We start from the raw sequence: 16,844 nt of genomic DNA, 5'->3' as shown, positions 1-16,844 counted from the left end.
ACAATCCTGTTCTGCGAAAACCTTTTGGTTTAATGCTGGAAGCTTTGGATGATTTGAAAAGAAATGAAGTATATATCTGTACCGGAGCATCGCCTTCTTATGCCTTATGGGGAGAACTGATGAGTGTAAGAGCAACCCAGCTGGGCGCCGTCGGAGCAGTGGTCAATGGCTATTCAAGAGATACAAATGGAATATTGGAAATGAATTTCCCAACTTTTTCTTACGGTAGTTATGCAAAAGATCAGGCGCCAAGAGGTAAAGTGATCGATTTCAGAACCCCTATAGAAATGAATGGCGTTGTCATCAACTCAGGTGATTATGTGATTGGAGACAGAGATGGTGTATGCATTGTGCCAAAAGAGGCTTCAGAAGAGGTATTCAGGCTCGCTTTTGAAAAAGCAAGAGGAGAAAAAGTTGTCTTTCAAAAGATCAAGGAAGGTATGGCAGCAAAAGAGGCATTTGAGATCTATGGAATCATGTAATTGGAATTATAAAACTAAATTTATCATTTATAAACAAAACGATCAGGATGGTTAAAACCGCATCGCTACTTAAATTTTGCCTGCTGCTTCTATTATTAGTTCACGCTGGTCATTCCTTTGGCCAGGGCCAGATCAATGGATTTGACATTCCGCGGATTTCGCCCATTCCTGCCAAGGTTTCAAACACACAGCAGACACATATTTTACTACATGGTAAATGGGATTTCCAGGTTTCAGGAAGTCAGGCCAGGCACAGCATTACTGTGCCTGGCGAATGGGAAATGCAAGGTTTTACCGTTAAAGAAGGTGAAACGGCTGTGTATAGCCTAAAGCTTGATATCCCGGCAGACTGGAAAGACCAAAGAATAAAAATACGTTTCGATGGTGTAAGTTCTCATGCATTAATAAAGGTTAACCATATAAAAGTAGGTGAACATGAAGGAAGTTTTGTACCCTTTGAAGTAGACATTACGAAAGCACTTCATGCCAGTCAAAATCTATTAGAAGTAGAAGTACAGGCATTAACCATGAGCGACCGTTTGGCCTGTACTTCGCAATATGCAGTACACACGGTTGGCGGTCTGTTGCGCAAAGTAACACTATTTACTTTGCCGCAAATCAATATCGCTTCAACCATAGCTACCACAACATTTGACCCGCAGTTTAAAAACGCCGTAGTAAAAATACAATCAGGAATCGCCAATGAATCCGCTCTGTCTGCATCGGTTCAGTTTCAGTATGTTTTATCAGATGCATCTGGTCAAGTCGTTTTCCAAAAATTATCTCCGGTTTCCAGACCGGCAGGTCCCAATACAACTACTGGAGTTGAAACCACTATAGCCGTAAAACAACCGAAACAATGGGATCCGGAGCACCCCAATCTTTATCACTTAAAAAGCACGTTGCTGGTTAATGGCAAAGCGGTGCAAACCATAAACCAAGCTCTTGGCTTCAGGCAGGTTGAAGTTAAAGGAAATCAATTATTGGTTAATGGAAAGGCGGTAAAACTGCGGGGTGTAAACCGTCATTCCATACATCCCCTTACCGGCAGAAGTATCAGTCCGGAACTGGACCGTATGGATGCCAAACTGTTCCGTGACGCAAATTGCAACTATATCCGTACCTCACATTATCCACCATCCGAAGAATTTTTAAATGCAGCGGATAGCTTAGGGTTGTTTGTTGAAAGTGAAGCCTCCCTTTGCTGGATAAACCATGGCGCATCGCCCATCTGGAAAAAATGGAATTACAAAGACGAAAGGTTCTTACCCTATATGGTGAATGCAGATGTGGAAAATGTACTGGCGGGCCGCAATCATCCTTCTGTGGTGATCTGGTCGCTGGGTAACGAATCTGTATGGAGCCCCTTGTGGGAAAAGGTGCTGGCGGTGGTAAAAAAACTTGACCCTTCGCGTCCAACCACCTTCCACGATCAATGCTGGGGTGGTTTTAACAACGCACACAGCACCGCTGATATAGCAGTATACCACTATCCCGGTATCAGCGGACCAGCAGCATGCGATACCATGAAACGGCCAGTCCTCTTTGGGGAGTACGCACATGTCTCTTGTTACAACCGCAGGGAATTACTGACCGATCCGGGCGTACGCAGCAGTTACGGCAAACCCCTGGAAATGATGTATGATTCGATGTATTATCATAAAGGATGCCTGGGTGGTGCCATCTGGAGCGGTATTGACGATACTTTTCACATGCCCGACGGCCGGATTATAGGTTATGGCCCATGGGGACCGATTGATGGATGGCGCAGACCAAAACCAGAGTATTTTGGAATGAAAAAAGCCTATTCACCCATAAAAGTAAAACACATCAACTGGCCCTCAGCAGGTAAAAAATATATTGAATTGAGCGTAGAGAACAGATATGACTTTAGCTCGTTAAATGAGATCAATATTACCGCCATCATAAATGGAGTTTCCCGAACAGTTAAAAGCGGAATTGCCCCACGCAGCAGCGGTACCATTAAAATTCCTGCCGATCAGGTGAAAATGCTGGAAATTAGTTTTAAAGACCCGAGGGGCTTTACTGCTGATGAAGAAAAATACGAAACAGGTGCAGAGGAAGCCATTCCAGCTGGCCAGAATTTAGCCCTATCCTATACCGAGAACGAGGCTGCATACGTCGTGCAACAAGGAAATATAGCCTACACCATCAGTAAAAATACCGGGGTCATTATCTCTGCACGGAAAGGAGATACAGAAATACTAAAACAAGGGCCGGTATTCAGCATGGTCCCTATGAATGAAGAGGATGGCGGGAAACCAAACGTAGCGGGAGAAACCTATCAGAACAACATTTATCCGCTCAAAAACTATCCGTGCTATACTTTATTTGCCAATGACCTCATCGTACAAAAAACGGATTCGGGCTTAAAATTCTCCATGAAAGTTTCCTACCTTGACTGCAAAGGCAAGCAAAGCTATTTCTTCACCAATGACGGAAAACTGATCACTGAATATGAGGTTCAATATACCAAAGCGGATATATCACCGTATCAGTATGGGCTCATGCTGCAACTTCCCAAATCATTTGAGGAGCTGAACTGGAAACGTAAAGCAGAATTTACTGTCTACCCGGCAAATGATATTGCAAGGCCGGAAGGAACCGCCATGCTTAATGCAAAACCCATGAATGCCGTAGAAGAATGGGGTGTTGTCCAAAAAGGAGATTGGAAAGATGATGCAAATGATTTAGGCAGTAATGATTTTCGTTCCACTAAGCGATACATAAAAAACGCTTCCCTTAAAAATTCTAATGGAGACGGTATCACCGTGCTTTCTGATGGAACACAGGCCTCCAGAAGCTGGTTGCAGGACGGAAATATAAACTGGCTGATCGCAGACTACTGCAACAATGGGTCTGAACCATTTTACGGCTCTCCTCATACAAACGGAAGAATTAAGATAAAAGACAATACTTTAAAAGGTAAATTGACACTTGTTATAAAATAATTTTCTATGAAAAGGATCATTGCAGTTGCCACATTTATTGTCTTGTATAACAGTGTATTTGCACAATCAGACCGGCACGACCTGTATTTTGATAAACTGGCCACCCAGTGGGATGAAGCAGTTCCATTGGGTAATGGGATACTGGGCGCTTTAGTCTGGCAAAAAGCAGATCATTTAAGATTTTCTTTAGACCGGGCCGACCTTTGGGATATGCGGCCAATGAAAGGTTTGCACCGCAAAGAATTTAGTTACCAATGGGTCATAGATCAGGTAAACAAAAAGGACTACAAGCCAGTACAGCAATTACTGGATGGGCCTTATGATCAGGAGCCGGCACCTTCCAAAATTCCAGGCGGTGCCTTAGAATTAAACACTAAAGACTGGGGCGCTGTTACTTCAGTACATTTATCCCTGAAAAATGCATTATGCGAGGTGATCTGGGCCAATGGAACCAAGATGGAAACCTTTGTTGCCGCCAACAAACCTGTAGGCTGGTTTAAATTTCAAAATCTGAAGGGAGAATTCAACCCCCAGCTCATCGCACCCAAATACCAGGGGCAAGTCAAGATATCGGGTGATCCTGTTGGAGGCGATGATCTTTCCAGACTGGGCTACCAGCAAGGCACTATGAAACGCAATGGAAACAGCGTAAACTATCATCAGGAGGGATGGAATGGCTTTAGTTATGATATCGCTGTACAATGGAAAAAGATAGACAAAACAACCATAGAGGGTGTCTGGAGCATTTCTTCTCAATACCCGGAGCAGAAGCCGGTAAAGAAAGCCATTGAAATTGTTCAGCAAACTGTGCCGGGGAGTTTTGATACCGACCTCAGCAGACATACCACCTGGTGGGCAGATTTCTGGGGTAAATCAGCACTGCATGTACCAGATGGTTTACTGGAGAAACAATGGTACCTGGAACAGTACAAATTTGGCTCACTAGCCAGGCCAGATGCTCCACCAATTTCTCTGCAAGGGGTATGGACTGCAGATAATGGACGCTTACCTCCCTGGAAAGGAGACTTTCACCACGACTTAAATACACAACTCAGTTACTGGCCCGCCTACAGCGGCAACCACCTTGATCTGGCCATGGGCTATATCAATCACCTGGAGCAGAATAAAGCCAATTATAAACGGTATACAAAACTATACTTTAACAGTAATGGCCTTGCAGTTCCTGGCGTTACCACATTGGATGGCACCGAAATGGGGGGCTGGATCCAGTATGCACTATCGCCAACTGTGTCCTCCTGGCTGGCACAACATTACTACCTGCAATGGAGGTATAGTATGGATAGAACATTCCTTAAAAATAAAGCCTATCCATGGCTGCAGCAAACCGCTGTATTTTTGGAAAACATAAGCGTGAAAGATGATAAAGGTCATCGCAAATTGAAAATCAGTTCTAGTCCGGAAATTAATGATAATGATTTAAGTGCCTGGTTTCTGCAAAATACAAACTATGACCTGGCCTTAATGAAATCCACTTTCAAAATAGCAGCCGAACTGGCAGGTGAACTGGGCCTGAAAAAAGAAGCTGCACATTGGGCTAAGATATTTGCAGAGTTTGATGACTATGCCCTCACGGCAAAAGACGAGCTGATGTTTTCACCAACAATGGCTTATAACCAGTCTCACCGTCATTTTTCACATATGATGGCCATTCATCCATTGGGTTTAATTAAATGGGAAGATGGACCAAGAGCACAATCTATTATTAAAAATTCAATTGGTTTACTGGATAGCATAGGCCCCGATTATTGGTGTGGCTATTCCTATGCCTGGCTGGCGAACATGAAGGCAAGGGCAAAAGATGGGAGCGGAGCCGCAAAAGATTTACAGATCTTTGCGCGTGCTTTTTGCTCCATTAACAGTTTTCATTTAAACGGAGACCAGACCAAATCGGGCTTGTCCAAATTTCACTACCGTCCTTTTACCCTGGAAGGAAATTTTGCCTTCGCAGCAGGCTTACAGGAAATGTTGCTGCAAAGCTATGCTGGCTTTATAGACATCATGCCTGCAGTTCCTGAAGATTGGAAAAATCTATCTTTTGAAAATTTAAGAGCTGAGGGTGCCTTTCTCATCAGTGCAAATAAAGTCGACGGAAAGATTGCCGAAGTGAAAATTATTTCAGAAAAGAGAAATACAACAAGCTTAAAATTGCCATTCAAAACCTATACTATAACTTCAAATAAAGGTTTTATGGTAACAAACGGACCAGATGGGTTCCTGAAATTGAGCGGAGAACCTGGTGGGATACTGATCTTAAAAATTAAATAAAAAACAAAAAAAACAGATGAAAATTACAGATGTAAAAGTATGGCTGGTTGAGGGCGTAAAATACAACTGGACTTTATTAAAAATATATACTGATACAGGGCATACCGGTGTTGGGGAAGCCACAAACTGGCCAGGAAGTCCTATTGTTTTTGAAGCAGCCAAACATGTTGGTCAACGTATTATTGGCTTAGATCCTATGAAAACAGATTTCATATGGACTAAACTTTACCGGGATTTAAACTGGATGGGCCCATTTGGAGCCAGTATGTGTGCCATTAGTGGTATAGACATGGCGCTGCTCGATTTAAAGGCAAAAGTATTGGGCGTGCCTTGTTATGAACTTCTAGGCGGGGCTTTTAGAAAAAATATCTTGCTTTATGCCAATTATTGGTTTACCGGTGGCGGCCATAATGAATCTGACTATGCGGCCCAGGCGTTAAAGGTAAAGGAAGCTGGTTTTACCGGACTTAAATTCGATCCGTTTGCACATACCAATTATTTGTATGGCGAAGATCTATCCTCCAATCTACAGCTTACAGCTGCTCAGCAAGATCTCGCATTTAACGTAAGTAAAGCGGTACGTGACGCCGTGGGGCCAGAATTTGATATCATGATCGAAACCCATGCCATGTTAAATTATCGCGTGGCGGTTACTATGGCGCAGCGGCTTTCTGAATTGAACATCACCTGGTATGAAGAACCTGCCGGGCCGGAAAATGCCAATACCCTGAAAGCCATGAGAGATCGGATTCCCTCAAATGTTTCCATCTGTGTAGGTGAACGCCACTATACCCGTCACGGCATCCGCGATGTACTGGAGAAACACATCTGCGACATTATGATGCCAGACATCACCCGTTGTGGCGGCCCTTCTGAAATGAAGCGAATGGCCACGATGATGGAAGCCTATAACGTTTTGCTCGCTCCCCACAACCCCAACGGACCACTGTCTACCTTGGCCAGTGCCCAGGTCTGTGCTTCTGTACCTAATTTCTTCAGGCAGGAATTTATGTTCAACGATGTGGCATGGCGTGATACTGTGATTACCCATCCTATTAAAGACATGATCAAAGATGGTCACCTGCAATTAAGCGACCGTCCGGGTTTGGGTGTCGATTTGGTGGAAGAGGAAATGGAAAAACATCCAGGTATTCTGGAGCCAAGACCTGGATTTTATGTCTAGCCATAGGAAAATAAGTATCCGGTGTGCATTTAAATTGAATGAAGAAATATGTCTTTTCAAATTGATCTAAAAGGGAAAGTAGCCTTAGTTACAGGAGTAACCTCGGGTATAGGTTTAGGTGTGGCAAAAATGCTGGCCAAAGCAGGCTGTATGATTGCAGGCTGCGCTGAAGCTGAGCTACATAGTCAGGGTGCTCAAGCTTTTATCGCTGCAGTAGAAGCTGAAGGTACCGGGGTATTTTACCAGCAAGCAGATCTCAGCCATCCATCAGCCCCGGAAGCGCTGGTTGCGGCAGTTGCAGAAAAGACCGGCGGAAGGATAGATCTTCTGGTTTCCAATGCAGGAAAAAATATTTTTAAAGGCGCTGCGGGATGTGATGAAAACGACTGGCAGGAGAATATGGATCTGAATCTTGCTGCCCACTGGAGACTGGCTAAATTATGCAAACCCTATCTTGAACGGCATCAAGGCGTAATTATCCTGATGAGTTCCAATCATGCTTTTGCAAGCATACCGGGTTGTTTTCCCTATAACGTGGCCAAAACAGCCTTAACCGGTTTGGTGAGAAGTCTTGCCATTGAATGGGGGCCTGCCATACGTACTGTGGGAATTGCTCCTGGCTTTATTGAAACGCCCGGTAATCAAAGCTGGTTTAACTCATTTGAGCATCCAGACCAGGAAAGACAAAGAACTATTGACCTGCACCCGGTAAAACGGCTTGGAACAACAGAGGAACTTGGCGGCTGGTGTGTTTTTCTGGCCAGTGAATATGCCGCATTCGCTTCCGGCACCACTTATTTAATAGATGGGGGAAGAAGCGCATTAATGCAGGATGGTTTTTAAACTAGATATTCAGATAAAAGATGAAGATATGGAACGCTGAATTACTGGTTCAGACAAAGTTAATCCTCGGAGAAGCCGCAATATGGCATCCGGACTGGGCTAAGTTTTTATATGTGGATATTGATGGGGAGAAAGTCGGTGCTATCGATCCGCAGACCCCGCGTATTGAGGAAGTCAATACCGGTAAAAAGGTAGGCACGGTAGTACCGGTTTCAGCTGATACGCTGCTGGTGGCCCTACAAGGTTCACTGGGATTGCTCAATTTTAAAAACGGAGAGTTCAAAGAACTCACCACAATAGAACAAGAGATCACAACCAACCGGAGCAATGATGGGAAATGCGACCCGGCCGGACGATTATGGGTCGGTACCATGGATGTAAATGCCCGCTTACATCAGGGTGCATTATATTGCTTTGATGGCAATTTGAAAAAAGTCATTGATCAAACAAGTGTTTCCAACGGACTTTGCTGGACCAGGGACCATCAAACCATGTACTATATTGACTCATTCGAATACAACATCAGAGCTTACGATTTTGACTTGAAAAATGGTCTTATTTCTAATGAACGCATCGTGGTCAGAACAACGGATACAGATGTCATACCAGATGGAATGTGTATAGATGAAGAAGGAATGCTCTGGGTTGCCATGTGGGGCGGAGGATGCGTAAACCGTTATGATCCTGCAACAGGGGCAATGATAGGAAAGGTAAATGTTGGAGTACCGCTGGTCACCTCCTGCGCCCTGGGAGGAAAAAATATGCAGCAATTGTTCATCACTACCGCAAGTAAAGGCCTTTCTGAGCAAGAGCTGATGCGGTTTCCAGATAGCGGATCACTTTTTATCGTTGATGTTGGCGTTTGCGGTCTTCCACCAAATCCATATCAGCCAAAACCATAAAACCAAATATTAAATCTTGATGAATGAAACTAGAGATCATTGACTACACAATTATTGCGATTTATTTCTTGTTTGTCATGGGCATAGGCCTGTGGTTACGGAAACGCGTCACAACAGGTAAAGACTTCTTGCTCAGTGGACATAATATTCCATTGTGGATTACCTGTCTTGCCTTTATCTCTGCAAACCTCGGCGCACAGGAAGTACTGGGGATGGCCGCGAACGGCGCCAAATATGGTTTATATACCTTACATTTCTATTGGCTGGGCGCTGCACTGGCAATGATCTTTTTAGGGGTATACATGATGCCTTTTTATTATGGAAGCAAAGCCCGGAGTGTTCCCGAATATCTAAAACTTCGTTTTGATGAGAAAACACGCACATTTAATGCCTTAACCTTCGCCGGTATGACGGTTTTTTCATCAGGTGTCTCTTTATATGCGCTGGCTATGCTGATGCAAACCATATTGGGCTGGGATTTTGATATGTCAATTTTGCTGGCGGCCGGAATCGTATTGATCTATACCTTTTCAGGTGGTCTTACCGGAGCCATCTACAATGAAGTGGTACAATTCTTCCTGATCATCCTGGGGATAGCACCCCTGGTGTACATCGGTTTGGAAAAGGCGGGAGGGTGGTCCGGGATTGTCCAACATGTTGACGATGCCAAACTGCATGTTTGGAAAGGGCTGGACAGTCCGGCACATAACCCTATGGGTGTAGATGCCTTCAGTATGGTCTTTGGGCTGGGCTTTGTTCTGGCATTTGGCTATTGGTGTACTGATTTTTTGGTCGTGCAGCGGGCTATGGCCAGCCGAAACCTGAATGAAGCACAGCGTACCCCTGTTTTAGCGGCTTTTCCTAAAATCCTGATGCCTGCCATCGTCATTTTACCAGGTATCCTTTTGCTGGCCCTGCAGGCACAGTATAAAGGTTTCGACCTTCCTGTAAATGCGAGCGGGTATAAGGATTACAATATGGTATTGCCTTTATTGTTACAGAAATTATATCCGAGCGGATTGCTGGGTTTGGGCATTACAGCCCTTATCGCTTCTTTTATGAGTGGCATGGCCGGAAATGTAACCGCTTTTAATACCGTATGGACCTATGATATTTATCAAACCCATATCAAAAAGAATGCGTCTGACCAGCATTACTTATATGTAGCCAAAGCCGCTACAATATTTGGCATTCTGGCTTCAATCGCCACAGCCTATGTTGCCCGGGGCTTTAACAGCATCATGGACCTGTTGCAACTGGTGTTTAGTTTTGTAAATGCACCTTTATTTGCCACTTTCTTTTTAGGCATGTTCTGGAAAAGAACTACAGGACATGGTGCATTTTGGGGTTTAATTGCAGGAACACTTTCTGCGGCTTGTATACATGGCTTTTCAGTTGCAGAGGGCAAAGGAGGGTGGTTAGCTCCTGAATATAGCTTTTACTCTGCAACTGGACAAGCCTTTGCCATCGCTTCCTTCGCGTTTTTGGTCTGCTTCCTGATTACAGTTCTGGTGAGTCTGAAAACAAAGCCCCGGAAAGAAGAGGAGCTCATCGGATTGGTCTATAGTCTCACACCAAAGCAGAAGGATTTAAATAAAATCTGGTACAAGAACCCGCTTTATCTGGGCATCATTGTGCTGGTCATCACTGTCATCTTTAATCTGTTGTTTTATTAATTCAAAAATGAAGATATTATATAAACTCTGTTTGATCTGGCTTGCCTTCGTTGTCAACACTGCAAGCGCTCAAATTCAAAAAATCACCTTTCCATTATCAGATCATAAAAGCATCGGGATCGCACGCTTGTCTCCCGTTCCGGCGAGTACTTCCTTAAAGACTCCTTTAAATGGCCAATGGCTGTTCTCAGAGAATATAGAGCGGGAAGCTTGTAAGAAACCTATCCAGGTTCCCGGAGAATGGGTTATGCAAGGCTTTGAAGTGGAAAAGGGTAAAGCTGCCGGATATTTAAAAAAAATAGATATCCCTTCAAGCTGGAAAAATAAACGTGTAAAGCTCCGTTTTGATGGCGTATACAGTGATGCCGAGATCTGGGTAAATGGTCAAAAGACAGGAACACATCTGGGTGGGTTTACCCCCTTTGAGATTGATATCACTGCCTTTGTGAAATGGTCGGGAAGCAATGAACTGCTCGTTAAAGTAAAATCAGAAAGTAAGGCAGATTCACTGGCCAGTGCTTCCCAATATGCTGTTCATGCCTTGGGCGGTATTTCCAGGAAAGTGTACCTGATGGCACTGGAAGACTTGAATCTGGCTTACGCGGATGTAAAAACGAGCTTTGATGCCAAGTTTGAAAATGCAGTACTGACAACCGATATCGTGGTTGCTAATGAAAAAAGCAGTAAATCCGGTGGTTTAACTTTGCAGGCAGAACTATTTGGCCCGGGTGAAAAAGGAGAAAAGATTGCAGATAAGTCTGTCGCCATAGAAAGAGGACTCGAATCTGGAAAACTGCTTGCTCAAACCTTGAGCTTTGATGTGCTTAAACCTCAGAAATGGGATCCTGAACATCCCTTCTTGTATACATTAAGATTAAGCCTTAAGGAAGGAAATCAGGTGAAATCACAAGTCGACAAACGGATTGGGTTTCGTCAGATTGATGTAAAAGGCAACCGCGTTTTGGTGAACAACATCCCTGTAAAACTCAGGGGCGTATGTCATCATGAGACTATGCCATTGCGTGGCAGATCTGTAAACGATAACCAATGGGAAAAGGACGTGAAGATTTTCAGAGAAGGGAATGTGAATTATATCCGCACCTCTCATTACCCTCCTCCTGAAGAACTGGTAGCGGCATGTGATAAATTAGGCATGTTCCTTGAGGTGGAAGCCCCCTTTTGCTGGGCAGAAAATACGACAGTTCCAATAGAGCTTGCAGATCAGCTGCTGGTGAACCAGACCATGGACATGGTGAGTTTCTTTCGCTCCAGTCCGTCTGTGCTCATCTGGTCTTTGGGCAATGAATCCTTAAAGTACAAGGAATATTTTAAGAAGACAGGTGAACTGGTCAAGCTGTTTGATCCGACAAGACCGAGAAATTTCAGCCAGTACGGCCCTGATGGTGACGACGGAGAGCTGGAAATTGGCAATCATCATTATCCGGGTCCGGGAGGGCCAGAGCAATACCGGAACTCTAAACGGCCAATTGTATTTGATGAATATGTGCACCTGAATGCCTATAACAGGTTGGAACTGGTTACAGATCCTGGAGTACGTGATGCCTGGGGTATAGGTTTTGAAGCCATGTGGGAAAAAATGCAGAAAACAGACGCGGTATTGGGCGGCGCCATCTGGGCAGGAATAGATGACAGTTTCTTCCTTCCAAATGGTAAAACCGTTGGATATGGTACCTGGGGTCCGGTAGATGGATGGAGAAGAGAAAAGCCAGAATACTGGCACATGAAAAAAATCTATTCTCCGGTAAAAATCAAACTTGCGGGCAATTGGAATGAAGGAAAAGTAGAGTTTTTGGTAGAAAACAGGCAGCTGTTCAGCAATCTTAACGAATGCAGAATAGAATGGAGCATTGGTCAGGAAAAAGGAAATATTGTGGCAGATGTAAAGCCAGGAGCAAGTTCTAAACTCAGTTTAGCCTTAAACAACAGGCCATCGCCAGTTGATCCGCTGATGATCAAAGTCTTCGATGCCCGGAACGTAATGATCGATGTCTACCAGTTTGATGTTGTTCCTGCAGTAGTGACGGTTGCCGAGAAAAAAGAAGACCCTCAGTACTGGACTTACCAGCAGGAACAGGATAGGCTAATCAGTAAGAACAAAGGACTGGACATCAGATTAAATTTGAAAAACGGAAACCTGGAGCAGATCAGAAAAGAGGGCAAAACGATTATACTTTCGAACGGACAATTAATGATCCTCCCGCTCACAGGCGAGGGAAGAGGCGTCCAGATGACAGGTGAAAATCAGCAATTTGACCCTTTCACCAATGTTTGCAAGAACAGAGTGGTTAAAGAAGTCAAGGTCAGCAAAATGAAAAATGAACTTACCGTAAGCATCAGTGATGAGTATGAAGAAGCTTTTGGGGTAATTAATTATCATTATTTTGCCAATGGTAAAATAACGGCAGATTATAAATACACCCTTAAAAAGGATATTAATCCAAGACAATGGGGTATGGTCTTTAACCTTCCAGCCTCTTATAATGAATTAAACTGGACCAGGAAAGGGCAATGGAATTACTATCCGGCAGATCATATCGGGCGATTGACAGGAAAGGCAAAATTGCTTTCTGATGCAGAAGTATCAGGAGCGGCCGGTCCATCACATCAGCCAGGCAATTCCTGGAGTACCGATAGAAACGAAATGGGTACAAACGATTTCAGGTCAACAAAAATGAACATAAAAGAAGCCAGCCTGAATGACGGGGCCGATTCTTTGAGAATCCAGTCTGATGGTGCTCAGCATCTGCGTGCCTGGAAGAATGGACAAAACATTGAAGTCCTTGTTGCCGGCTACAGCAATATGGGCGCTGAACGGTTTTTCAGGCCTCACGCTGAAAAGATGGACAGACCTCTGAAAGCGGGGGACGTTATCCAGGACAAGATCCAGCTTCAGATTGACCGTCCGTAAAATCTAAAATTCCCAAACCACCACATTCCAGGGTTCCTGTCCATCATGATAGGACCCTGCAATTTCAAAACCCATCTTTTGATGGGTTTTTAATGAATTCTGATTTCTATCCGAAATTTCGGTTACACAAAGCTGATAGCTTTCCGGAATCCTCCTGCGCGTTTCCTGATACAGTTTGCTCAGTAAACCCTGGCCTCTGAACGCTGCAGCTACACAAACCTGCCCGCCTACCATATATTTATATTCACCCAGTAGTTTTCCTTTAAAAACAGTTTTCTCAAACTCTTCAAACATAGGCACCAGGCTTGGTAAGATATTTTTCATTCCGCTGGTCATGGCCAGGTTATAGCCCACCACTTTTCCATTGTAAAGCGCAATGACCTGTGGAATTTCGGCGGCCATTGTTTTTAACCGGTCCATAGTGTGTTCTGCAAATACAAAGCCTTGCTGTATCTGCTGCTCCGGGCTCAAAGAGCTATATAAATTTTGTTTCTGTAAGTCCAGGATCTGTTCAAAATGATGGTCTGTAACTGCGGTTTCAAAAACGATTTCCATTGGTATTCTTTTTATGCTGATCTAATATCTTCAAATGTCTTATATTTATCTTTTAGAGTACAGATACAGTTTTGCTTATTTTAACCATAACAGTTTAACGGAAGATGAAGCTTGCGGCCACCAAAGAGAACTATTTATATGAACAGATTGCGGACGATCTAAGCCGCCAGATCCTTGGAGGAATGCTGGTCAGAGGAGATAAAATTCCCTCCGTGCGGAGCATTTGCAGTTTACATAAGGTGAGTATGAGTACCGCATTGCAGGCTTATTACGTATTGGAAAGCCGTGGATTAATCCGTTCTATGCCCAAATCTGGCTACTATGTAAGTTATGTAAAAACCTTCCCTGGCTTACCCAACCAGACTAAGCCTTCTCTGCAAACCGGCAAGGAGGATAATTCCGATCTGGTGAGTAAGGTCTACGGCGAGATCAGTTCCGGAACCATGATGCTTTCGCTGGGTTGTCCTTCTCCTGAGCTTTTGCCATTGGCCAAGTTAAATAAGGTGATGGTGCAAACCCTGCACACTTTTCCAGATTCAGGAACCAGTTATGAACATGTGCAGGGCAATGTAAAGCTGAGGCGGCAAATTGCCCGTCGTTCTTCCATCTGGGGCGGGCAGCTCACCGAAGATGATGTATTGACCACCTCCGGTTGTAATCATGCCATGACCTTGTGTTTACTGGCTTTAACGCAGCGCGGGGATACGATTGCAGTAGAAAGCCCGGTTTATTTTGGAATTCTCCAGCTGGCCAAGAGTCTGGGCTTACATGTACTGGAACTTCCAACGCATCCCGAAAGTGGGGTAGAGATGGAAGCTTTAAAGGATGCATTGCGGAAACACCGGATAAAATTGTGTTTGCTGGTCAGTAACTTCAGTAACCCAATGGGCGGTACTATGCCTGCTGAGCATAAAAAGGAAGTGGTCCGTTTGATGGAGTTTTATCATATTCCCCTGATTGAAAATGACATGTACGGAGATCTGTATTTCGGGAGCCAGCGGCCGGGTAATTGTAAAGCTTACGATGAGAGTGGCCTTGTACTGCTGTGCAATTCCTTGTCTAAAACTTTGGCGCCTGGCTACCGGGTGGGCTGGGTTACACCAGGTAAATTTGCAGAGCAGATCAGACGGGTAAAATTTGCAACTTCCATCTCCAATGCGACAATTACGCATGAGGTTGTGGCTACTTTTTTGGAAAAGGGGAGGTATGAGAGTTACCTTAAAGGCTTACGAAACGTACTACATAGCAATAGTCTCCATTATATGGATGCCATTATGAAATATTTCCCTGAGGGAACCAGGGTGAGCCGCCCTAAAGGTGGCTTTATGCTTTGGGTGGAACTGGATCAGGCTGTCGATACAGCAGCCTTGTACGAACAGACCATTAAACGCAAAGTCAGTTTGGCGCCTGGGAGGATGTTTACTTTGCAGAACCAATATAACAATTGCATGAGGTTGAGTTATGGTTTGAGTTGGAACAAAGAGGTAGAAGATGCAATCAGAATGATTGGGAAACTGGCCGGGGGAAGATAGAGAGGTTTCTTTTGAAAATTTCACCCTATTGCTTCGGGGCTGACGATATCAGGTGCGCTGAAGAAGCGCACAGATCTCTGAGGCCCGCTCATCAACAGGGTAAAATTTTCTGAGCAAATTGCATAGGGAGGAGGTGATTGGATGTTTATCTTCCTTTCCCTGTTTAGGGTTTAACTGCGGTTACTTTTAAGACTACACTGGTTCTTTTTGCATTGACCAAGGGATTAAAACCAATTTTCATCAGAAAATCTCCGGAGTAGGTTTTTGTGCTGTCAATGGGCGATACCGAGCCAGGATAAAGATTGATTTCTTCTATGGTATACTTCTGACTGGGCGCTAATCCTTTTAGTTTAACCGGTAAATTTATTAAAGTACTAAAGGTGGTTTGCATATGGTAGTTAAACACCATGGCCTGATCTTTAGCCGGACTTACATAGGCTATTGAGGCTACTTTGTTTTCATATGGATCCTGTAACCGGTATTGGTCCCCATGCCATACAATATCTTTAAAGCCATCATAAGCTTTGACCGCATTTTGTGCAAACAAGAGGTCTTTCGGGGATAACTCATTCACTTTAACATCAAAGCCTAATTTGCCCATCATGGCTACATCGGTCTTAAACTTCAAGGTTTGGTTACCCATGTCCGTGATGTGGTTGTCTACCGCTACAGAAGGAAAATAGTAAGAATATTCCCATTGAATAAAAATGCGGTCAAAAGGATTTGTATTGTCACTTGGCCAGAATTCGGTAAAATACTTCAAGGCTGCATAGTCTACCCTCGATCCACCGCCTGCACATAGCATCATTGGCGTTGCAGGGTGTTTTTTCCGAATCCGTTCCAATACATTGTTTAGCCCTCTCACATATTCAATATAAAAATGGTCCTGGTTTTTAAGGAAAGGAGAATGTGCATTATATATCAGGGAGTTGCAATCCCATTTGATGAAAGATAAAGCAGGTACTTCTTTGAAAATCTCATCAACGGTTTCGTAAATAAAATCCTGAACTTTAGGATTGGTCAAATCCAAAACCAGTTGATTGCGCATATAATATTCTTTGCGCCCAGGCTCTCTGATCACCCAATCCGGATGTTTTTCATACAGTTCACTTTTTGGGTTCACCATTTCAGGTTCCATCCAGATCCCGAATTTTACACCCTTCGCGGTTGCTTCCTCTCCAACCGAACTGATGCCGTTTTTTAATTTCTGTCTGTTGTATTGCCAATCTCCCAGACCTGAACTGGCACCATTGCGCGGATATTTGTTCCCGAACCAGCCATCATCCAGTAAAAATACATCAACACCCAGTTTTTTAGTGTCTTGTATCAGCCCCTTTAACTTTTCATCGTCAAAATCAAAATAAGTAGTTTCCCAATTGTTCAGCAGGGTAGAACGCTGTCCCTCACCTTCCAGTAACTGGTATTTTCTGGCCCAGTTCTGCAGGTTCCGGCTGGCCAGCCCTTTGCCTTGTGAAGAATAGGTA

General features: G+C 44.0%; 11 protein-coding genes. 9 read left to right on the top strand and 2 right to left on the bottom strand.

All coding sequences use genetic code 11. The annotated features are described in order from the left end of the window. The 8 genes from VNZ46_RS25645 to VNZ46_RS25610 all read left to right on the top strand — a co-directional run. The coding region (locus VNZ46_RS25645; RefSeq protein ID WP_325563926.1) for an RraA family protein at positions 1–482 on the top strand (482 nt) is incomplete at its 5' end. 47 nt (positions 483–529) lie between these two features. After that, positions 530–3,454, top strand: a complete 2,925-nt coding sequence (locus VNZ46_RS25640) for a glycoside hydrolase family 2 protein (protein WP_325563924.1) — start codon at positions 530–532, stop codon at positions 3,452–3,454. A 6-nt stretch (positions 3,455–3,460) separates the two neighbouring features. Next, positions 3,461–5,740 carry a glycosyl hydrolase family 95 catalytic domain-containing protein gene (locus tag VNZ46_RS25635; RefSeq protein ID WP_325563923.1) on the top strand — a complete coding sequence of 760 codons (2,280 nt, stop codon included), beginning with the start codon at positions 3,461–3,463 and terminating at the stop codon, positions 5,738–5,740. 16 nt (positions 5,741–5,756) lie between these two features. Then, positions 5,757–6,923, top strand: coding sequence for a mandelate racemase/muconate lactonizing enzyme family protein (locus VNZ46_RS25630; protein WP_325563921.1), 1,167 nt, complete (start codon positions 5,757–5,759; stop codon positions 6,921–6,923). Between the two features lie 48 nt (positions 6,924–6,971). Beyond that, a complete protein-coding gene (locus VNZ46_RS25625) occupies positions 6,972–7,766 on the top strand; it encodes an SDR family NAD(P)-dependent oxidoreductase (protein WP_325563919.1) in 795 nt (264 codons plus the stop codon). Between the two features lie 20 nt (positions 7,767–7,786). Continuing rightward, positions 7,787–8,668 (top strand): SMP-30/gluconolactonase/LRE family protein, encoded by an 882-nt coding sequence (locus VNZ46_RS25620; protein WP_325563917.1) that lies wholly within the window; start codon positions 7,787–7,789, stop codon positions 8,666–8,668. A 23-nt stretch (positions 8,669–8,691) separates the two neighbouring features. After that, entirely contained in the window at positions 8,692–10,344 is a 1,653-nt protein-coding gene (locus VNZ46_RS25615) for a sodium:solute symporter family protein (RefSeq protein ID WP_325563915.1), read from the top strand. A gap of 7 nt (positions 10,345–10,351) precedes the next feature. Continuing rightward, on the top strand, positions 10,352–13,273 hold the full coding sequence (locus VNZ46_RS25610) for a glycoside hydrolase family 2 protein (RefSeq protein WP_325563913.1): 2,922 nt from the start codon (positions 10,352–10,354) through the stop codon (positions 13,271–13,273). Between the two features lie 3 nt (positions 13,274–13,276). Here VNZ46_RS25610 and VNZ46_RS25605 read toward each other — a convergent pair whose 3' ends face one another. Continuing rightward, positions 13,277–13,828 (bottom strand): GNAT family N-acetyltransferase, encoded by a 552-nt coding sequence (locus VNZ46_RS25605; RefSeq protein WP_325563911.1) that lies wholly within the window; start codon positions 13,826–13,828, stop codon positions 13,277–13,279. 104 nt (positions 13,829–13,932) lie between these two features. Between VNZ46_RS25605 and VNZ46_RS25600 the strand changes: the two genes are divergently transcribed. Next, entirely contained in the window at positions 13,933–15,360 is a 1,428-nt protein-coding gene (locus tag VNZ46_RS25600; protein ID WP_325563909.1) for a PLP-dependent aminotransferase family protein, read from the top strand. Between the two features lie 163 nt (positions 15,361–15,523). On the opposite strand, the gene VNZ46_RS25595 is transcribed toward VNZ46_RS25600, so the two are convergent. Beyond that, a partial coding sequence (locus VNZ46_RS25595; protein WP_325563907.1) for an alpha-galactosidase occupies positions 15,524–16,844 on the bottom strand: 1,321 nt, incomplete at its 5' end.

This window comes from Pedobacter sp. (genome assembly GCF_035566355.1).
Lineage (GTDB): Bacteria > Bacteroidota > Bacteroidia > Sphingobacteriales > Sphingobacteriaceae > Pedobacter.
Note: the sequence above shows the minus strand (reverse complement) of the source record. Positions and strands in the feature narration are given on the sequence as shown.